This window comes from Algoriphagus terrigena DSM 22685 (assembly GCF_000429445.1).
Classification (GTDB): Bacteria; Bacteroidota; Bacteroidia; order Cytophagales; family Cyclobacteriaceae; genus Algoriphagus; species Algoriphagus terrigena.
Window position 1 is genome coordinate 399,855 of record NZ_AUBW01000003.1, and the last position, 21,068, is coordinate 420,922.

Consider the following 21,068-nt stretch of genomic DNA (forward strand, 5'->3'; position numbering starts at 1 on the left):
AAAAGATATGTTTCGATTGAATATTAATTTGAAATCGTTGACGCTGGGCGCCATGGCGCTCGGAATGAGCCTTTCTTTGCTTGCTCAGGAGTCACCAAAAGAAGAGGATTTCTTCAAGATCCTCAAAGTTCCCGCTCCCGAAGGCACTCTTCTGGAAGTAGGCGGATTGGCTATGCTTCCCAACGGGAACCTGGCTGTTTCGACTCGTCGCGGCGATGTGTTCGTTGTAGCGAACCCCACCTCCCAAAGACCTTATTTTACCAAGTTTGCGTCGGGGCTTCACGAGATCCTCGGCTTGGCCTACCACGAAGGTTCCATGTACATGGTGCAGCGAGGTGAGTTGACCAAGTTGACCGATTTGAACTCCGATGGGAAAGCAGACTGGTATGAAACTGTCGCCAGCTGGCCACTTTCGGCACACTATCACGAGTACAGCTTTGGACCAAAGATCACTCCAGACGGTTCGTTTATTGTCACTACCAACGTCGCTTTTGGTGATCAGGAATGGTGGAGAGGCGAGAGCAAGGTGCCGTTTAGAGGCTGGACGCTGAAGATCCATCCGGACGGAACCATCGAGCCCTATGCTACCGGGATGAGATCTCCCGCTGGACCTGGAGTTTTGGACGGCGAAGTGTTCTACACCGAAAACCAAGGCGATTACATGGGTTCTGGTGGACTTTGGCACTTGGAAAAAGGCGACTTTTCTGGTCACCCGGCCGGCCTTCGCTGGTCTGATTTGCCAAACTCACCGATCAAGATGACTACGGCAGAGTTTGACGCTGTGGTAGATCCGATGAAGATCGAAAATGGAAATGGCGGTTTCCGAAAGCCTGAGTATGACGTCAACGCACCTTTTATCACCATGGCGGAAGCTAAAAAACAGCTTCCATCCATCAAACTTCCCGCAGTTTGGTTGCCGTATGGTATCCACGGAATCTCCAACTCGGAGCCGATAACGATTCCTGACAACTACTGGGGACCTTTTGGAGGACAGATCTTGGTGGGTGATCAGGGACAAAGTAAGATTATGCGGGTCATGATGGAAAAAGTCAATGGCGTCTATCAGGGTGCTTCCATTGACTTCAGAAGTGGATTTCAGTCCGGTGTCTTGAGAATGGTATTTGCCGAAGATCAGTCGCTTTTTGTCGGTGAAACCAACCGTGGTTGGGGTTCGGCGGGTGATGCGAATGAAGGCTTGCAGCGCTTGGTCTGGAACCGTGAGGCTCCGTTTGAGATGAGAGATGTGAAAGCGAAGCCGGACGGTTTTGAGATTGAGTTTACCAAGCCGATTGATAAGAAATCTGCGGAAGATCTGACATCTTATCTAATTACCAGCTTTACCTATAAGTATTTCCCTGTCTACGGAAGTCCTCCGGTGAAGCAAATGACCCATGAAGTCTTGGGAGTGGAAGTGTCAGAGGATGGCAGAAAAGTAAGGATTGCCATCAGCGATCCCCAGCAGTATCATATCCACAAGATCAGCCTGCCGGGTATCCGTGAGGCTGTCAATTCCCATGAACTCGTTCACATGGATGCCTACTACACGCTGAATGAGATTCCTAGCGGAGACAAGATGGTGATCAAGCCTAAGCCGGTGGTCGCGCCTGTAGCTGATGTGAAGCCTGCTGCAACTGCTGCGAAAACGACCGCCCCAGCTACCAAACCAGCTGGCGCCGCAATCCCAACGGAAGCTGAGATCAAAACCTTGCTGGCAAAAAATACCTGCACCGCTTGTCATATGAAGGACAAAAGGGTCGTGGGGCCAGCTTTTAACGAAGTTGCTAAGCGGAACTATACGCCTGAGAAGATCGTGGAGCTGATCTACAATCCGAAGCCGGAGAACTGGCCGGGCTATGCCACTCCGATGGCTCCGATGCCTCAGGTGCCGAAAGAGGAAGCGTTGAAGATCGCTAGATGGATTAATTCCTTGAAATAAATAGTTGGCGGCCGACAGACGAAAGTCTACGGCCGTCTGATAGAGTCAAAGAGGCTGTCTCATAAGTAGGGACAGCCTCTGATTTTTACGGGGAGGGATCTGAATTCAGTCCCGAATATTCAATTCTCAGGAAGCTCATTTGAGTTTTGAGACAGCCTCTTTTTTTGTAGAAAAATCCGAGAATGATGGCGCTGAAAAATAGCTGTACTGTGCGTTGACCTGTCTTCCAAATCGTTAAGTTCGGGGAGAAAAATATAGTAGGCATTCACTTTAGGGAAAAGGAAACAATCAAGAGATTAAAAAGTGCAGTTAAGGATATTCTAAATAAGCTTCCCTACATCAGCGGTCTCTACCAGGAAAATCATCAGTTTAAGACTAACTCCTGTTTTCCCGCTGGTCATTATTATTCGCCGATAGTCTCAGTAGCATATGTGGAAAAAAGAGTGGCTTCAATATGGGAAAGCCAAGCCGTAGACGGCATCAACGGAATTGATTTGAAGAAGGAGGAACAGCTCGCATTGGTACGAAACTTCTACAAATACTATGAGGAAATTCCCTTCGGCGATCATAGGAAGGATGGACTTAGATATTATTTCGTCAACGATTTTTACTTGTACACAGATGCAATAATTCTGTACTCGATGATGCGGCATTATAAGCCAAAACACATTGTTGAAGTAGGTTCTGGTTTTTCTTCAGCTGTGATGCTTGATACAAACGAGCTGTTTTTTGACAATCAGATTAAATTGACGTTCATTGAGCCTTACACGGAGCGCTTGAATACCCTGCTCATTGAGAGCGATAAATCGGCGACTACTATTATCCAGCAGGGTGTTCAATCAGTTTCGCTGGAAGTTTTCGACCAACTCGAGGCAGGAGATATCTTGTTCATCGACAGTACGCATGTGGTTAAGACCGGAAGCGATGTAAACTATATTGTTTTTGAAATCCTTCCCCGTCTTAGAAGTGGCGTTTTGGTACACTTTCATGATATTTTCTATCCCTTCGAATACCCTAAAGAATGGGTTCTTGAAGGTAGAAATTGGAACGAAGCTTATTTTTTAAAAGCGTTTTTGATGTATAACGAGGGTTTCGAAATCAAGGTGTTTTCAGACTATTTGCACCGACATCATGGAGAAGTGTTCGATGGTATGCCGCTGTGTTTCAAAAATAGCGGAGGCAATATTTGGTTGGAAAGGAAGTAGCTGCAATGCCACTGATTCGTGGTTGAGGAAGTCGGATTGACATGAAAAAGCCCCCGATTCTGTATCAAGGGCTTTCAATGTTCTTGGTTTTAGTTTTGGGTGTTGCAGTCCTTTCGCAGACTGAGTTGAAACAATAGGAGGATTAAAGCATTTGCTCTCTGAGCATCAGCTTGGCTTTGATCAGATGGTTTTTGACGGTGTTTTTGGAGATCATCAGTTTTTCGGCGATCTCCTGGTAAGAGAGATTTTGGAAATAGGAAAGTTCGATTACTTTTTTACGTTGAACCGACAGCCCTTCCAGGGCATATTCCAGGTTTGCAAAGATCTCTTCTTCCTCAGATGCGGTCATTGTGTCGTGGGACTCGATCCGATTTTTATAGAAATCCTCGATTCGTTCTCTGTCTTTTTTGAGTTTTTTGAAGTAGTCAATCACCTCGTTTTTGGCAATGGTGAAGACGTATGCATTGATCCCCTCGTCGGTGCAGAGTTTTTCACGCCTGCGGATGATTTTCATGATGACCTCATGGAAGATACTTTCCGAGTCATTGCTGTCCTTGACCATGGATACAATAAAGCGCATTACCGGAGCCTTGTAGTAAGAGTAGACAGCTTCTATGGCATGTTTTTCTCCGTTCCTGAATGCTTCGAAAATTGTACGATCAAGTGGGCTCATTTTTTTTAGTTTTTCTTTCGTCAGAAATTTTCAAAAAAATTAACACAAGTAATTACGCATATCGCGAATATCTAACCTCAATTTGCGTAAATCTGAAAAACGGAAGATTAAGCTTTTGTGACTTAGAAATCAGGTAGTTGTAATAGTGTTACCCGAAAATTAGCTTTTAGAAAAATTTTAAGGCGATTGGTTGTGAAAAATGCAGCAATCGACCCTGAATGTTACCGAGTTGTTTCCTCTTTTTTCTTTTCACAAAAAAATCAAAGTGAAGCTTGGTTGCGTCGACGAAACCCAAACCTGCCTTGTCAAGAACAAAAAAAGGGAAGCAAGAATCCTGCTTCCCTTTTCGAACTAGTAATCCAACTTATTTGATCACCTCCAGATATCTGCCCATCCAATAAGGAAGGAGCCAGATATCACCGGCGCTATATTCTACTTTGCCCGCGTTGCCGCCATCTAGCGAGAAGCGGTTTGCGTTATGTCTTGCAATGCGGGTTTCACTTGGAGGGAGAACTTCTTTGGTCAACTGCCCTCTGAAATTCGCTTCAAGCAGTTCGATGTCTTTTCTGTGGCTGTTTTTGGTCGTCCAGCTGATCAGGTCGATGGGATGTCTCTCCAGAAACCAGATGGATTCCTCCAAGTCGAAATTTTCAGGCTGCACAAGCGCCGTCATAATATTCCAAAGGCCTTCCTTCTCCGGTCTTTCCGCCTCCCAGTGATCCACGATGCTCTCTTTGTACTTTGCCTGAAGGTCTTTGTCAAAAGCATAGCGGTAGAGGCCCCAGTATCCGACGTAGTACATCTCGTCATCGGAATGGTTCCAGCCGTCAGACAACATCTTAGCCCAGTCGTCGCTTCCGTCTCCGGATCGGCCGATGCCAGCCATCGGACGCATCATGTTTTCCAGGTATCCATACTTGTTCATCAGCTCGAAGGCTTTGTCCTTAAACATTTGCTTGCCGGTAAAATGGTAAGCGGTCTGAAGCATCGCAGTGATATTGGAAGAGTTGAGCTTGCGGTCGCCCACCGATGTGGGGAAACTGTTGACATAATCCGGATTCCACTTGCCCCAGAGGGTTGGCTTACCGTCAAAGTCAATCAGGTACATGTCATTTTTGACAATATGCGTCATCACAGCATCGAGCAATTCGATGGACTTTGCTTTGATCCATGGATCGTCCACGATCTCCGCCATCACGCCAAATACAAAGACGTGACCAATGACTTCGTCCGAAGAAGTTGTCGATTTCCAATCCCATTCTGGGTCGGAGGCGTGTTGCCATCTTTCCGGGTCGGAAAGTTGTGGGATGTATCCACTGCGCTCAAATGATCTGGAAGGAAAGCCTTCGACATCGTTGACCGTGTACAGTCTCTCCATGGCCTCCAGAGATTCTCTGCAATTTTGCAGTGCCTCAGGAGATTTAGTGACAGCGTAGCGGAAAGCTTCGCCGGCGAGGTACATCGTCGTCCAAAGACCGTCATTGTCCGAGTCGTCTAATTGGCCTGTTGCCAGATTGCCGGCTTCCATCAGATCGAGAGAGGAGTTGAATCCATGTCGGATATGGCGCTCACGCATCTGTTTTTCGAGGATCTCCGCTTTTTGTGCGAGAGTCATTTCTTCGAAAACAATTGTTCCGAGACCATTCTCCGTCAATACGTGGGTTTTGTTGCCCTGTACGATCAAGTCTTTCACCTGCTCACCCGGCAGCCAGCGATCTCCGTAGTAATAGCTGAATTTGCCATCAGCGTCCATCTTAAACACTCCCATGGTAGTGCCAAACCAGAGGTTTTGGCCGTCGCTCTGCACCGTGGAGATCTCTGTCCAAGGCAGTTTTTGATTGGTTTCGCTTTTTTCACTAACCTTCAGATCGTAAGTGAAATAGCCGTTTTGGGTTCCGACTACGAGTTGGTTTTTGACTGAATGAACTGCCAAAGCGGTCATCTGCGCTCCAGAGAAGGCTTTTGTCAAGGTCTTGCTAGCTGGCGCAAAAGAATAAGTCTCGCTTGAGCTCAGGATCCAAAACTGATTTTGGCCCGCATCAAATACGATGTCCAATACATCGGCTCCGGCCGGTAATTCGAAGGAATATGCTGCTTGGCCTTTTTGCAGCAACTGAAGTTTGTTTTTGGCTGCTACCACGAATGTAAATTCATTGCCTCCGGCGAATGCTGTCGGACTGCTGAGCGTATGCTTCAAAAAGACCACTCCTGCCCAGGCATTGCTGAATACCGCTTCGTCATCCAGGTAGACCACGTGATCCTGGTAGCGATCGATGGCCAGTACATTTTTGTCCTTCATCGGGAGATAGGTCAGGTCAGGGACGATTTTTCCATTTTGCTGAAAATAGCCTCCGAAGGGCTTGACGAGTTGGTTTCCCTCCAAAATTTGAACGACGCCGTTTCGGTCACTTGCCAGGCTAAACTGGCTGGTGGCTCCAACTTTGCCGACATTCTTGATGGAATAATCCTGCAAAAATACCCGGTCTTTATGAACCTGTTTTGCGGGGCTTGGACTCTGCGCCGATACCTGAATACCCACTTGGGTAGCCAAAGTAAGGGCTAGAATCAATTGTGTCTTCTTCATTTTAATTTAGAGTGATTCAGGATTGATGCTTTTATATACAATGGTTTTGCCGGTCGAGAAGTGGCTGGAATAGGTGATATGGATGATGCCTTTGGAGTCCTGTATGAGCGAAGGGTAGGAGAAGCTCCCCTTTTTGGCGGCGTCATTTTCCAGATAGAGCGGCTTGTCCGGCCAGGTCATTCCCTCGTCGTCGGAGACCCAAAGAGCAAGCTGGTAGCGGCCGTCGTGGATGTCATTGCCGACCAAGATCCATCTGCCGTCTGCAAGCTTGAGCAACTCGACGCTGGCCGTGTTTGGGAGCGTAGTCTTAGTCGCTGCTGACCAGGATTGTCCCTGATCTTTGGAGATGCTCTGTTGGATGAAGGTCGGTCCGTCGCCCGAATCTCTCGCCAGGGCGACGATATCGCCGTTTTTGCGCTGTGCCAAAGCAGGCTGAATCGGGCCTCTCCCTACCAAAGGAAGGCTTGGTTTCCAGGTTTCTCCAGAGTCTTCCGAGATCGCCATCAGAGATAGGTTGAAGCCGTCAGAGTAAAGTGGCAGGATGATCTTTTCTCCCAAAACCAAGGGCTTGATCCGCGTCATCCATCCGATGCTTCGGTACTTGGAGTTTTTGGCTGCCTCGATCGTGAGCTTGTCGTAGTCCGGCGCATAGGCAGACCAGCCGTGATGCGTGTCGGGAAGTTCTTTGAGTCTTGCCTGCACTTCCGTGAGGAATTCTTCTCCCGGCTGCAGTAAGATATTGTCTTGCCAGTTCCAGATTGGTGCACCGGCTTGATCGTAATTTTTGCTTTTGCGGGTTCTTAGGATCGAATGCTCCCATTGATTGCCAATCACTGCGATCCAGACGAGCGTAAGTTCGTTGTCGGAATTGAGGAAAAGCACCGGATTGCAATCAGGAATGCCCGGGGTGTCTGCCATCAGAAACGGAGTCGACCACGTCGTGGCGGATTTTGCTTTTCTCGAGCCCATGATTCTGACATCGTTTGCGGTTCTTTCACCAGAACCTTGAAACCATGTTGCGAGCAAGTCTCCGTTGGGCAAGGCCACGATACTGCTGCCGTGAGTGTGCTCCGACTGAGGCGGGAAAATCTCCATGGCGGACTTGGTATTAATATTGGATTGGGCGAGGAGATTTTCTGTGCAAAGCAGTAAAATCAGCGCCGCAATGCATAGAATGAATGGTGTTTTCAATTTCATTTTTAGAATATTATTCAAGAAGAATCCCTTGCCCTTTTCAAAAAGGGGGAGTTTTGGGGTGAACGTCGACCCTTTGTGAGGGCTAGAGATCTTGGCGATATCTATTAGTTAGCAGCTTCGAGTCCTTCGACCTTGAATTTCCAAAACGCTACTTTCTTTCTGTTCCAAGTGTAGGTCATAACGAGGTCTTCGCCGTCAAGTGTGATACTGGGATAGGAGAATTCCGTCTCTGGATCTTCGCCCTTTTCGATGATTTGGTCGATAGCCCAGGTTTTACCATTGTCCAGTGAGATGGCCAGATTGATTGGATTTCGGTCGCCCCAGTTTTCACCGACCGGATTGTAGATGAGTGCAATTTTTTCTCCGCCAAGATGCGCGACATCTATTCCGCTATTGTTGTTTGGCAGGTCGGTCAGATAGATCGGCGACCAGGTTTTTCCATAGTCTTTTGAGTCCGTACGAGCGATTTCCCCCCCGGAAGTTCTGAGGAGTGCGTGGACGTTGCCGGGAGAGGATTCCCAAACGGTAGGCTGGATGACACCCTCTTCAGGGACGAGTGTTCTGTCCAATTCTATAAAAGGCGTGGCTTCCCAGGTTTTTCCGCCGTCAGTACTTCTGTCCATAAATGCGTTCCACACTTTGTTTTTCTCATTGGAAGCAGGCGCGAGCCACGTGCCGTCTGAAAGTACGATGTTGTGATTTCGGACAGGGCCTCTTCCTCCTTTGTCACCCGGTACCAGTTCCACAGGCGCTGTCCATGTTTTCCCTTTGTCTTCGGAGGTTTGAACCCAAGTTTCCCAGTCGTCAATCTCTTTGCCTACTTTGAAATAGAGGTAGATCTTTCCGTCAGGAGCATTGAAGAGAACCGGGTTCCAGTGAGGATCATTTCGGATTTTGGCCACTTTCTGTGGGACTTCCCAGGTAGTGCCGTTGCCTCTTGACATCCAAATGCTGACGTCATCGTGTTTTTCGTAGGAGCCGCCAAACCAAGCCACGAGGTATTCATTTGGGGCGACTGTGATCACGGTCGAGGCATGACCCTGAGCAAATTCGGGATGACTGTCAAAGATCTTGCTGGAGCTGACCTCGACAAGCCGCAAGGAATCTGCCGGAGCGTCCGCAACCACTTCGGTGTTGGAAGAATTGGCACATCTGACAAAAAGTAGGGTGAGGGCGAGGATGCAGCAGGAAAGGCTGAGCATCCGAAAGTGGTAATAGGTCATTCGTTTCTGTGATTTGGTTTAAATACTAGCGTGTGTTCAATTAGGACTAATCCGCTCAAATAAAAATAGGTTTTGGGAAGAAAAATAATCCTCTTTGAGCGTGAATAATTAATATAATCAATCCAATATTGGGCATCCGAAAATTGGACTTTCCTCCGCGATGAATAAAAGAACTTCTCTTCTCCTGCTGATTTTCCTGATATTTTTCGTGATCTCCCTGATGTCAAATATCCTGGGGCCGATCATACCCGATATTATCAACAGCTTTTCTCTGAGCCTTTCTCTGGCGGGATTTCTTCCTTTTTGTTTTTTCGTTGCTTATGGGGTGATGTCTCTGCCTTCAGGACTATTGGTCGAGCGGTACCGTGAAAAGCCGGTTCTGCTTACTGCATTTGCCTTGGCGACGTTGGGAGCTTTGGTTTTTGCTTTCAACCCGCAGTTTAGCTTTGCATTGATCTCGCTGTTTGTCATCGGATTGGGTATGGCAATGCTTCAGGTGGTGATCAATCCGCTACTGAGAGTAGTTGGGGGCGAGGAGAATTTTGCCTTCAATTCGGTGCTTGGTCAATTGGCTTTTGGAGCGGCGTCGTTTCTCAGCCCCTGGCTCTACAGCTATTTGGTGCAAAACCTTCACACAGGCAACGACGCGTTCTATTTTCAGTTTTTAGAAAAGATGGTTCCCGCTGACCTTTCTTGGGTTTCGGTGTATTACCTCTTTGCCTTGCTTGCGGTGCTGATGTTTTTACTGATCAGCCGAGTTTCATTTCCTAAGGTCGAACTCAAGGAAGATGAAAAAGTAGATTTAGGCAGTTCTCTTAAAGCGCTAATGGGCCAAAGGAAAGTTTGGCTGTTTTTCATCGGTGTTTTTTGCTACGTGGGCTCTGAGCAGGGGATCGCCAACTGGGTGAGTAAATTTCTGCAAGAATACCATGGGGCAGATCCTGCGACGACTGGAGCACAGGTGATTTCCTACTTTTGGGGATTGCTGACTGTGGGCTGCCTGTTGGGGCTGCTGTTGCTTAAGTTGATGGATGCAAAGCATGTGCTGATGTTATTTACCCTTGGAGCTATCGCAGCGCTGATTGTCGGATTGACCGCCGAGGGCACGTTGGTGCTGGTTGCTTTTGCCTTGACGGGGTTCTTTCTGTCGGTGATGTGGTCTATTATCATCTCGCTTTCACTAAATTCGGTAGCGATCGCACACGGTACGTTTGCAGGATTGCTCTGCTCGGGCATCATCGGCGGGGCGGTGGTTCCCTTGCTGATCGGAGCGCTGGCGGACGGCATTGGGCTTAGGGCCGCGATGTTTTTCCTGCTGATTCCGCTGGGGTATATTTTCGCTATCGGCATCTGGGCCAAACCGCTGGTGTCCAATGCCCGCGTCAAGTCTCTGAAAGAACTTTTCTCCTGAACGGCCATGTATAAAGTCATCCTGCTACTTGACTTTGGCGAGGAGTACAGCAAGGCTCTATTGAAGGGGATCAGTAAATACTCCTCGGAAAACGGCAACTGGAGTTTTTGCCGTATGCCGCTCTATTACCGGGAGACAATGGGGGTGAAGGGCATCGTCGAATGGGCAAAGGAATGGAAAGCGCACGGGATCATCGGTCAGCTGTACAACGAGATGGAGACGGAGTTTTACGAATCACCGTTCCCGGTGATTGCGCAGGACTTCAAGGAGCGCTTCAAAAAGCTGCCAAACATCACGGGACTCTATCACCAGACCGGTAAGATGGGGGCGGAGTATTTTCTGAAAAGAGGCTACCAAAACTTTGCCTTCTACGGCTTCAATAATATCGTATGGTCGAGGGAACGCGCGGAGGGATTTGAAACTGCTGTGAGCAAGGCTGGATTTCAGGTGAATTACTTTGAGCACAAAAAAGCCAGGTCGACAGACATCTGGTATTACAAAAGTAAGTCACTGGCCAAGTGGCTAAAAAGTCTTCCCAAGCCGGTCGCATTGATGGCCTGCGATGATAATCAGGGAGTGCACATCACTGAGACCTGCAAGCACAACCAAATCCGGGTGCCTCAAGAAGTGTCGGTATTGGGGGTGGACAATGATGTGATGCTCTGTGAGCTGTCTGATCCGCCGCTCTCCAGCGTCGAGCTGGATATTGAAAAAGGCGGATACGATGCCGCCCGGGCATTGGATCTGATGATTCAGGGCCGGGTGAAGTTTTACCGGGATATTCCCGTGCCACCGCTGAAAGTCATCACCCGGACTTCGACAAACATCTTTGCTTCTACGGACGATCACGTCGCACAAGCGCTCGATTTTATCCATCGAAATATCGAGACCAATCTACAGGTGGCTGATATTGTGAAGGAGGTCCCAATGTCGCGAAGATCCTTGGAAAAACGGTTTTTGGAAGTCACAGGCATGCCGGTTTATAAATACATCTCCAACCTGAGAATTGAGAAGATGGCGGAGAAATTGATCAGCACCGATCAGACAATTTTTGAAATAGCCCTGGATATGGGGCTTCAGGATAGTAAAAATATTGCGCGGCAGTTTCGGCAAGTGATGGGGCACACGCCGGTGGATTATAGAAAACTGTTTGCAAACAAGAAAAGCGGGATAACTACTAAATAAGGTGGACACACCCGGCGAACCACAGGAGGGATTTTTATGAACCGGATCACGTGAGATCTGAATGGAAATCATCCGATGTCACAGGGTTTTAATTTACCCGCTCTATGACATGGCAAGAGTGTTTGCCAGGAGGATTTCGCAGGGTAAACATCCCATGACTGCGGACAAGATCCAAGTTCAAATTTCTGGATGCGGATGGGTTTCAAATGCAATCATGTGGTTTTTATGTAATGATTTTTGCATTTGGAAATATTTTTTTTGGCTTTTGTTTCAGGTGGTTTTTCTTGCAATATCGTGCTTCCAATCCTTTCTGGGATAGTACTTGGATTGGGATTTTTTACTGGAAAAAATTACTCTGAAATACATGAAAAAAGAGTGAGGAGTGCTCATAGAGTTTTGGAAATCAGGCCTTTGATTTCTTCTCAGAAAGTAAAATTGAAAGTCGATAAGCAGACCGTGGACTCAGGAAGTATGAGTTTGAATTAGTGATGAGCGCTTTCCATATGAATAAAAAGAGCCCAAAAAATGGGCTCTTTTTTCATTTGCACCTATTGGGGTTTGGTTTGGTTTTTGTCTTTAATGTATTAAGTTTATCCGAGTCTTCCATTCACCCTCGATTTAAATGGCTTATACCCTACCGCTTTCGTTTCCGGTTTTTGATGGGAATGAGGCGCATTACTTAAAACAGGCGATTGGTTCCGGACAGTTGGCTACAAATGGTGAATTCATAGATAGATTTGAAAAGAAACTCTGTCGAAAAATGAAGTCCCACCAGGCTGTGGCTTTGAATTCAGGAACTTCGGCGCTGCACCTTGCGCTTATCTTACTGGGCGTGGGGCATGGAGACGAAGTAATCTGCCAGTCTTTTACTTTCTGCGCTTCTGCCAATCCAATCGTCTATTTGGGAGGAACCCCCGTGTTCGTGGACAGTGAGGCTGATACATGGAATATGTCTCCGGAATTGTTGGAGGATGCTGTATTAAGCCGGATTTCACTTGGCAAGAAACCAAAAGCGATCATCGTCGTGCATCTCTTTGGCATGCCAGCCAAGATGAAAGAAATCATGGAAATATCCGTGAAGTACAATATTCCGGTGTTGGAGGATGCTGCAGAAGCTGTGGGAAGCATGTATAGAGGAGAGAGTTGCGGTTCTTTTGGGAAGATTGGGGTTTTTTCCTTCAACGGGAACAAAATTATTTCTACAGGTGGAGGCGGAGCATTGATTTCTAACGAAGTAAGTGTCATCGAAAAAGCCAAATACCTGTCCTCACAAGCTAGGGAAGATCTGCCGTATTATCAGCATCTGGAAATAGGCTACAACTACAGGATGAACAACATGGCTGCTGCGGTGGGACTTGCCCAATTGGAAAAGCTACATGACTGTATTTCAAAACGAAGAGCCGTCAACGCCCGGTATAGAGATCTTTTCGAGGATCTTCCCGGAATAGAATTTCAGCCTGAATTGGAAGAATCCACTCCAAACTATTGGTTGAGCGCGATTTTGATTAACGGGGAGAAGACAGGTTTCTCCAATGATCGACTTCGAATTATGCTTTTCAAGGCTGGTATAGAATCAAGATTTTTATGGAAGCCTTTACATCTCCAGCCGGTTTTTCGCGGCGCGCCATTTTATGGAGGGCAGGTAGCTGAGAAGTTGTTTTTAAAAGGGCTATGTCTGCCAAGTTCCGAAAATCTCAGTTTGGAAGGTCAAAAGAAAATAACTGACATCATCGAGCGGGAACTTAGTAAAATTAGCTAGTGTGAGTTATCCTGATTCCGGGAAAAGAGCGCTCGACCTCGTTCTTGCCACGCTAATGTTTATTGGGTTGTTTCCTGTTTTTTTGTTCTTGTTTCTTCTCTTAGCTGTTTATTTCAAGGGGAGGCCCTTTTTTGCGCAGGAGCGCCCCGGAAAAAATGGCAAACGATTTTGGATCTTGAAATTTAAGACCATGACAGATGCCGTGGACGAAAACGGCAATTTGCTAGCCGATGACAAGAGATTAACCTCTTTGGGTAAGATTGTCAGAAAGACCTCGCTGGACGAAATTCCCCAACTCTTCAATGTACTGCGGGGAGATATGAGTTTGGTTGGGCCGCGGCCACTTTTACCGGAATATTTGCCGCTGTATAATGAGCGGCAGGCTCGGAGACACGCCGTGAAACCCGGTGTAACGGGATGGGCCCAGATCAATGGAAGGAACGCGATTAGTTGGGAGCAAAAATTTGACTTTGATGTTTGGTATGTCGATCACCTGTCGTTTGGGTTAGACCTGAAGATACTGCTGGAGACGCTGTGGAATGTGATTCGGGGAAAAGGAGTAAGCCAGCAGGGGCATGTGACGGTTGGACGTTTTACCGGAAGAATTGCTGACAACGGCTCTTGATTAATTGTCATGCCTGACTTTTTTCGATTAGACAACTCAGCTGAATCTTTCAGATTCCAAGTCAGATATATTTAATGCACCTAATTTTACCTTTTTTGATGTTTGACTTATTTAAGTCGCTTTTTAAATTAGTTAATTTGGATTTTGTAAATTGGTGTACCAAAGTTCAAATTTCAGTAATAACTGAAAGTTGAAGAAAATTAAAAAATCTGTTTACTTTGTATCTTGAAGATAAATTAATAGTGGACCCCATCAGTTTTTGACTATTTGAAAATATTTCTACTATGAATTTTTTATCCCGGTTGAAGATCCTTCCAAGATGGATCATAGCCACTCTTGACTCGCTGATTCTTTTTCATTGCGCATTATTTGGATATTTGGTTCGGTTCAACTTTGAACTGGAGCTGATTGAACAATACGACGCTTTCGCGGGAAGTTTTACTTTCATGATCGGTGGACTCTTGGTTATGCAAAATACCAGGAGCTATGAGGGTATCGTGAGGCATACTGGCTTTAGAGACGGTTCTAATATTTTCAAGACAGTTCTGCTGAATTTTACGCTGTTTCTTTTTCTTAATTTTTTCCATGGAAATTTCCTCAATGACAGGTTTCTACTGCCCACCTCAGTTCTCATCATTGCCAGCTTGTCGGCAATGTTTATGCTGATTTTTTACCGGTTGTTAGTGAAGGAGCTGTTTGTCTATATCAAAAACGGATTTGAGGAGAAAGAGCGACGGCACGCCGTGATTTTTGGAGCTGGGGAATCCGGGATTATTGCCCAAGAGGCCATTAAACAGGACAGCAAGAGCCAGATGAACATTGTCGCTTTTTTGGATGATGATACTAAAAAGGAAGGCAAAAACATCGACGGAAAAAGAATCTACAAGGGTTTGGAGGATTTGGAAAAACTCGTAGGCTTGTACGGGATCACTGATTTGATTATTGGCGTCAGAGATCTCTCAGTTTCCCGCAAAAATGAGATCATAGACGAATGTCTTAGACTGAATGTCGCTGTATCGGTGGTGCCTCCTGTAGATCAATGGATTAATGGGGGACTTACCGTAGGGGCCATCCGGGAGATTAAGATTGAAGATCTCTTGAGCAGAGAACAGATTATATTGGATAATCCGCGGATTGAGGAGGATTTAAAAGGTAAAGTTGTTTTGGTGACGGGTGCAGCTGGGTCTATAGGCTCAGAGCTGTGCAGACAAATTTCCTATTACCATCCGAAGCTTATTATCATGCTGGACATCGCAGAGTCACCACTTTACGATGTGGAGCAGGAGTTCAAAGAGCATCATCAAGGCTGTTCAATCAAAATCATACTCGGGGACGTGAGGAATAAGAAGAAGATGAAAGAAGTCTTCAGAGAATTCAAACCGAATGTGGTGTTCCATGCTGCTGCCTATAAGCATGTCCCAATGATGGAGAATTATCCTGAAGAGGCCGTCCATTCTAACGTGATTGGCACCAAGATTTTGGCTGATTTGTCGGTATTGGCGCAGGTCGAGAAGTTTGTCTTTGTATCCACGGACAAGGCCGTAAACCCGACCAACGTCATGGGAGCAAGTAAGCGGGCCGCTGAGATGTACGTGCAGGCGCTAAACCAATATCTGGACACTAATCACAAGAAAATCCACACCAGATTCATCACAACCCGATTTGGGAACGTATTGGGATCGAACGGTTCGGTCATTCCGCTTTTCAAAAAGCAAATCCTGAATGGCGGACCGATGACCGTCACGCATCCTGATATCACTCGGTATTTCATGACTATTCCAGAAGCTTGCCAGCTCGTGCTGGAGGCCGGGGTGATGGGAGAGGGAGGAGAGATCTATGTCTTCGACATGGGGGAGCCGGTGAAGATTTTGGATCTGGCTAAAAAAATGATTCGGCTTTCCGGGAAGAAGGTTGATGTCGATATTAAGATTCAGTTTAGTGGATTGAGAGAGGGGGAGAAGCTGTATGAGGAATTACTGAATGATTTTGAGACTGTAAAGATCACTCACCATCCAAAAATCAAGATAGCGCAGGTGCTGCCATCATCTTATCACCGAATCGACGGACAAATCGAGTTTTTCCAAGAACTGATTGGCAAAAATAACGAAACCGATTTGGTTAGACACTTGAAAGCACTGGTCCCAGAGTTTATCTCCAATTCCTCGAGATTCGAAGTCTTGGACAGAATGAATTAGAAACCGTTTTCGATAGGCACACATTTATCGAAAAAAGCTTGAAGAACGCGACTTGGTTAAACCCATGTGCGTAGTCAAACTGGCAAGATTGTTAACCAAAGAAGTCAACAGAAAATAAAGCCGTCCTCTTTCCAAAGATTGCGGCTTTTTTGTTGACGTATTTATCCTGCTGAAAACATGCCGATCGAGGTTAGTCTTTATAAGTCTTTTTTGCGGGAGTCTCTGGGTAAAAAAAGATCCCGAAACTCGTGAAAGTTCCGGGATCTGGAAGTTAAAAAAATGAGGCGTCTTTAGTAATTAACAAAGTTGGTGATCAGCTGAATGTCAAGCTTTTTGTCTCCGGTAGTTTGACTTGCGAGGCCTCTCAGGACCAACGTGTACACCCGGTTTCCCCTCAATTCAAGTGTTCCCGATTGGATCAGCGTTTCATCTGTTTCACTGGACTTCACTTTTAGCGTAAAGTTTCCAGTGTTCAATTCTTCGAAATCCGAGACTGACTTGAAAGTCGACCCAGTGACCAGCGGAGTGGTTGTACCTGATACTTCCAGATATACGTTATCGGCATCAGGAGAAAGGTGGACGAATCTCAATTGCGCTTTTTCCGCAGTTGGCATTTCCCAAACGTCTTTCACCAAAACGGCATCAATTCCTTCGGCTTCAGCAGCAACAAAGATCGAATAAACCGAATCGGCTTTCAGCACTAGGTCTTTTTCAAGCAGGGAAGTAGCAGAGTTGAAGGCCGAAAACCGGAAATCTCTGGTCCCTGGGTGGTAGGGGCTGTAGGGCAAAACCTGCGCGTACTGGACGGGCTGTTGGTTCACACGATTTTGGTTCGCGAAAATGTCCATCGCAGGTGCATCCGTTGCACCCTGGAAAATAGAAACATAAGCTGCTGGTTGCGGTTCTGGAGATTGGACATCGTCCATGCAGCTGGTCAATAGGAAGGAGCCGGCAATGACTCCTGTTACAATCAGAAATCCCCTGCGGGTACTAGTTTTGCTTTTGGAAATAAAGCTCATACGTGTTGGATTTAATTTTCAAATACGATCCCAAGACGGACCGAAGCCGGATTTCGCTTCAGGCAAGCGGCTAATACCTTGAAGTTTTTCTCGTTACTTGAGCTAAATAATTTAGATTCAGCAGCATAACAGGTGAATTTATTTTGAGTAGATAAGTGTTACCTAGCAGGAAATCCAGCCGGAGAAAGTCCGGAGATTTTAGGAAATTGCATTCAATTCCAAGCCATTCTATGCCCACCGTAACCGCTCAGATTCAGCACCAACTGACCCTGCTTGATGAAGCCATGTCCTGTGTTCAAAAGGATTTTCCAGAAACGCTGGAACGGGTTCATCCTCAAAACAAAAAGTCTGCTCTCAACTTTTTAAAATATTTAATCTTCCGAAAAAATGACGTTCGGAAGCTGCAGGATCAACTTCACGCCAACGGACTTTCTTCACTGGCCAGTGGCGAAAGCCACATTCACCGACAGATTCAGGTTACCCTACAGCATTTGGGCGATCAATTCGCCAAGCTTGACTCTTGCACCTCAACATTTGGACGTAAAGAAATTGAAAAAAGTAGTATCAAGCTTTTTGGTGAAAGGCATGCAGAATGGCCCTCTTCGGTCATGGTGACCTTTGATGCCTCCTTTTTGGAAGAAAAAAAGCTGATAGCTGAGTTGCTGAAAAGCGGAATGGGAGTAGCCAGGATCAACTGTGCGCATGACGATGAGGGCATTTGGCTCAAGATGATTGAAAAGATCCAGGCAGCAAGCAAGCAGACCGGGATTCCCTGCAAGATTCATCTGGATCTCGCGGGTCCAAAAATCCGGACGGTTTTGTTGGGAAAAGGAAATAAGAAGGGAAAAGTAAAGATCGAAGTCGGTTCGCTGATGTGGTTGAGCGATTCGGTAGACGGTTTTAAAGAAGAAGATGTCGTCATCAGCCCGAATGAACCCGGGATCATTTCCAGTCTTAAGCTCGGGGATCGAGTGTTTATCGATGATGGGATGATTTATGGAAAAGTGGACGAGCTCCGTTCGGGTAGTGTCTCGGTGAGGATCGAGCGGATCTCTTCCAAGAAGCCGGTAATAAAGGCCGGTAAAGGGTTAAACTTTCCCGATTCTACGTTGAACATTCTCTCATTGACGGACTTCGACCGAGCTTGCCTGCCGTTTGTCTGCGCTTATGCTGACACGGTCGGACTTTCCTTTGTCCGAAAATCACAGGATGTCGTCGATCTGAGAGATGCGATGAGGGAAATAAAGACGACAATTCCCCCCGTTATTCTTAAGATTGAAACCCATGAGGCGGTCGTAAATTTTCCGGAACTCATCCTGGAAGGAATGACCGAGCCGGATTTTGGCGTGATGATTGCCCGGGGTGATTTGGCGGTGGAGATTGGATTCGAGCGACTTGTCGAGATACAGGAGGAAATATCCTGGCTATGTGAGGCGGCTCATGTGCCGGTCATTTGGGCGACCCAGGTGCTGGAAAGTTTACATAAATTCGGCCTCGCATCCCGGGCGGAAATCACCGATGCGGGACGGGCCGCTGCGGCTGAGTGTATTATGATCAACAAGGGGCCGCATACGCTGGAATTGCTTCGGACGCTGCAAAGTATCGCTACACGTATCGCTGGGATACGGACCAAAAACCGCCTTTCCCTGCGTCCGCTGAAGATAGCAGCTGATTTTCTGGGGAAATAGGCAGGCAGCAGCAACTTATACGACAGTACACAGCATGTTTTCGGTGCCTGATTGAGATGCCAAGTCGATAGGAATACTGGAGGAACGCTTTTTGTTTTAGCAGTTTTTCCAAAAAGAAACTTTGAAATTGGACAGCGCTTTGTGAATTGAAACTTAATTTGGGTTTCAATTCACAGGATTTGTCCCTAACATCGCATATGCTTCAAGATACCTTTGGACGTGTTCACGATTATCTGCGGATCTCCCTGACAGACAACTGCAACTTCCGCTGCACCTACTGCATGCCGGTGGAGGAGATGCAATGGATGCCTTCTTCCAAGCTCATGAGCAAGGAGGAAATCCTGAAGATGGCCGAGGTCTTTGTTGGCTTGGGGGTAAATAAGATCCGACTGACCGGAGGTGAGCCGCTCGTGAGAAAGGAATTTCCGGAAATCCTGCAGGGAATCGCCAAGCTACCCGTGGAAGCGACTATTACCACCAACGGCGTCTTGATCCACAAACACCTCGAAGGCCTCAAGGCTGCTGGTGTCCGTTCGGTCAATGTCAGTTTGGACACGCTCAACCGTGAAAAATTCCAGAAACTCACCCGCCGGGATCAGTTTGATCAGGTTTGGGAAAATATTTTGCTGCTTTTGGAAGAAGGCTTTAGGGTCAAGATCAATGCGGTTGCCCTGCACGGGATGATTGAAGAAGAGATCTGTGACTTCGTGAGAGCTACCGAAAAACTCCCGATTCACGTTCGTTTCATCGAATTTATGCCTTTTGCTGGCAATCATTGGTCTAGCAAGCAGGTCGTAACAGCCAAGCAAATGCTTGATCTGGTCACGGCGGAATATTCAGTAGAAAAGTTGGTGGACGAAAAGCACGACACCGCAAAGAAATATCAGGTTCCAGGATTTGCGGGAACTTTCGCCTTCATCACCACGATGAGCGAGCACTTCTGCGGCGACTGCAATCGGCTGCGACTGACCGCCGACGGCAGGATCAAAAATTGCCTTTTCGGCAAGGAAGAGCTAGACCTTTTGGGAGCGATGCGAGCTGGACAGGATGTGATTCCGCTGATCAAAACCTCGGTGACCAGAAAACATTCGGCATTGGGAGGGCAGTTTACGGCGGATTATCTACAAGCCGATCCCGACAAGATTGACAACCGGAGCATGATCACTATTGGCGGCTAGATGAAAGAATTCATAGACGTTTCCGAAGCCAAAACCATCCTCAAATCCCTGCAAATGCAGGGAACGCCGGTCTTTTTACCGCTTGAGAAAAGTCTCGGAAGATTCACCTCCCGAGCGATCTTCGCTCCGATGGACGTGCCTTCTTTTGACAATTCGGGCATGGATGGTTACGCGATTGCGTGGAGCGAAGCGGGGGAAAGCAGGGAAGTCGTCGATGTCATTCAGGCTGGAGCAAATCCGGATTTTGATCTCGAACCCGGAAAGGCTGTGAGGATTTTCACCGGAGCGCCGGTTCCCAAAGGAGCTGATACCGTGATTCCGCAGGAATACATTGACCGAACTGGAAATGAGATTTCTTTTGAGCCCAATCGATTTTCCAAAGGGAATAATGTCCGGAAGAAAGGTGCTCAGTGCAAGACAGGAGAAGAAATCGTAGCGGCTGGCTCCAAGATTACCCCGGGCACGATCGGTCTGCTGGCTTCGCTGGGGATCGGTGAAGTCGAAGTTTTTCACTCACCAAAGATCGCTCTGATCCTGACCGGAGATGAGATCGTCGACTTGGGGAATCCCCTCCAAGCCGGACAGATCTATAATGCAAATGGTCCGGCATTGCAGGCTTATTTGGAGCTATTGGGGATCAGCGAGCTGACGATCTACAAGGCAAAGGACGAGGAAAGCGAAGTGACACGGGTAATTGGTGATGCGCTGGCTAACTCAGATTTTCTGTTGCTCACCGGGGGCATTTCTGTCGGTGACTATGATTTTGTCAAAGAGAGCCTGGAAAAAAACGAGGTGGAGCAGCTTTTCTATAAAATAAAACAACGTCCCGGAAAGCCTCTTTTTGCGGGTAAAAAGGGAAATAAATTAGTTTTTGCGCTGCCGGGAAATCCGGCTTCAGTCTTGTCCTGTTTTATGCAATATGTCAAACCTTGCCTAATGGAATGGATGGGTAATTCTGCGGCTTGGGCTGGCCCGTATTATCTGCCGATCGCTCAGGATTACAACAAGCGCACTGAGTTGACTTTCTTCTTAAAAGCAAAGATCGAAACTGGAAAAATCACCTTGCTTTCCGGTCAGGAATCGTTCAATTTATTGCCTTTTGGCGTTGCAGACGGCCTTGCCGAGATCCCCCTTGCCCTCGAACATATTCAGAAAGGAAGTCTGGTAGCGTTCTATCCGTGGTAGTGTAG

The 21,068-nt window shown here is 47.0% G+C and carries 15 protein-coding genes; 10 read left to right on the forward strand and 5 right to left on the reverse strand.

Features of this window, described 5'->3' with window-relative positions:
- Window positions 1-7 precede the first annotated feature (7 nt).
- Together G459_RS0101705 and G459_RS0101715 are read left to right on the forward strand one after the other, a co-directional pair.
- Entirely contained in the window at window positions 8-1,936 is a 1,929-nt protein-coding gene (locus G459_RS0101705) for a c-type cytochrome (RefSeq protein ID WP_026966083.1), read from the forward strand.
- A 431-nt stretch (window positions 1,937-2,367) separates the two neighbouring features.
- Window positions 2,368-3,141, forward strand: a complete 774-nt coding sequence (locus tag G459_RS0101715; RefSeq protein WP_211234381.1) for a class I SAM-dependent methyltransferase — start codon at window positions 2,368-2,370, stop codon at window positions 3,139-3,141.
- Between the two features lie 142 nt (window positions 3,142-3,283).
- Here the strand turns inward: G459_RS0101715 and G459_RS0101720 are convergent, their stop codons facing one another.
- The 4 genes from G459_RS0101720 to G459_RS26615 form a co-directional block, all read right to left on the reverse strand.
- Window positions 3,284-3,814: an RNA polymerase sigma factor gene (locus tag G459_RS0101720; RefSeq protein WP_051315025.1), complete on the reverse strand. Its 531-nt coding sequence runs from the start codon at window positions 3,812-3,814 to the stop codon at window positions 3,284-3,286.
- 364 nt (window positions 3,815-4,178) lie between these two features.
- Entirely contained in the window at window positions 4,179-6,398 is a 2,220-nt protein-coding gene (locus G459_RS0101730; RefSeq protein ID WP_035454864.1) for a hypothetical protein, read from the reverse strand.
- A gap of 6 nt (window positions 6,399-6,404) precedes the next feature.
- Window positions 6,405-7,595: a sialidase family protein gene (locus G459_RS0101735; protein ID WP_026966088.1), complete on the reverse strand. Its 1,191-nt coding sequence runs from the start codon at window positions 7,593-7,595 to the stop codon at window positions 6,405-6,407.
- Between the two features lie 104 nt (window positions 7,596-7,699).
- Window positions 7,700-8,818, reverse strand: coding sequence for a sialidase family protein (locus G459_RS26615; protein ID WP_051315026.1), 1,119 nt, complete (start codon window positions 8,816-8,818; stop codon window positions 7,700-7,702).
- 160 nt (window positions 8,819-8,978) lie between these two features.
- Between G459_RS26615 and G459_RS0101745 the strand changes: the two genes are divergently transcribed.
- The 5 genes from G459_RS0101745 to G459_RS0101770 all read left to right on the forward strand — a co-directional run bounded on the left by G459_RS0101745 (window position 8,979) and on the right by G459_RS0101770 (window position 15,993).
- The gene (locus tag G459_RS0101745) at window positions 8,979-10,229 is read left to right on the forward strand and encodes an MFS transporter (protein ID WP_026966089.1); all 1,251 of its coding nucleotides are present in this window, start codon (window positions 8,979-8,981) and stop codon (window positions 10,227-10,229) included.
- Window positions 10,230-10,235: 6 nt separating this feature from the next.
- On the forward strand, window positions 10,236-11,414 hold the full coding sequence (locus G459_RS0101750; RefSeq protein ID WP_026966090.1) for an AraC family transcriptional regulator: 1,179 nt from the start codon (window positions 10,236-10,238) through the stop codon (window positions 11,412-11,414).
- A gap of 622 nt (window positions 11,415-12,036) precedes the next feature.
- Window positions 12,037-13,173, forward strand: a complete 1,137-nt coding sequence (locus G459_RS0101760) for an aminotransferase class I/II-fold pyridoxal phosphate-dependent enzyme (protein ID WP_026966092.1) — start codon at window positions 12,037-12,039, stop codon at window positions 13,171-13,173.
- A 1-nt stretch (window position 13,174) separates the two neighbouring features.
- Window positions 13,175-13,798 (forward strand): sugar transferase, encoded by a 624-nt coding sequence (locus tag G459_RS0101765; protein WP_026966093.1) that lies wholly within the window; start codon window positions 13,175-13,177, stop codon window positions 13,796-13,798.
- Window positions 13,799-14,082: 284 nt separating this feature from the next.
- Complete coding sequence (locus G459_RS0101770; RefSeq protein WP_026966094.1) at window positions 14,083-15,993, forward strand: polysaccharide biosynthesis protein; 1,911 nt, start codon at window positions 14,083-14,085, stop codon at window positions 15,991-15,993.
- 290 nt (window positions 15,994-16,283) lie between these two features.
- Here the strand turns inward: G459_RS0101770 and G459_RS0101775 are convergent, their stop codons facing one another.
- On the reverse strand, window positions 16,284-17,012 hold the full coding sequence (locus tag G459_RS0101775) for a DUF4397 domain-containing protein (RefSeq protein WP_026966095.1): 729 nt from the start codon (window positions 17,010-17,012) through the stop codon (window positions 16,284-16,286).
- Between the two features lie 230 nt (window positions 17,013-17,242).
- Between G459_RS0101775 and G459_RS0101780 the strand changes: the two genes are divergently transcribed.
- The 3 genes from G459_RS0101780 (at window position 17,243) to G459_RS26620 (ending at window position 21,063) form a co-directional block, all read left to right on the forward strand.
- The gene (locus G459_RS0101780; protein ID WP_026966096.1) at window positions 17,243-18,700 is read left to right on the forward strand and encodes a pyruvate kinase; all 1,458 of its coding nucleotides are present in this window, start codon (window positions 17,243-17,245) and stop codon (window positions 18,698-18,700) included.
- A 197-nt stretch (window positions 18,701-18,897) separates the two neighbouring features.
- A complete protein-coding gene (gene moaA, locus G459_RS0101785) occupies window positions 18,898-19,878 on the forward strand; it encodes a GTP 3',8-cyclase MoaA (RefSeq protein WP_026966097.1) in 981 nt (326 codons plus the stop codon).
- On the forward strand, window positions 19,879-21,063 hold the full coding sequence (locus tag G459_RS26620; RefSeq protein ID WP_035454868.1) for a molybdopterin molybdotransferase MoeA: 1,185 nt from the start codon (window positions 19,879-19,881) through the stop codon (window positions 21,061-21,063). It abuts the gene before it with no gap.
- Window positions 21,064-21,068: the final 5 nt, after the last annotated feature.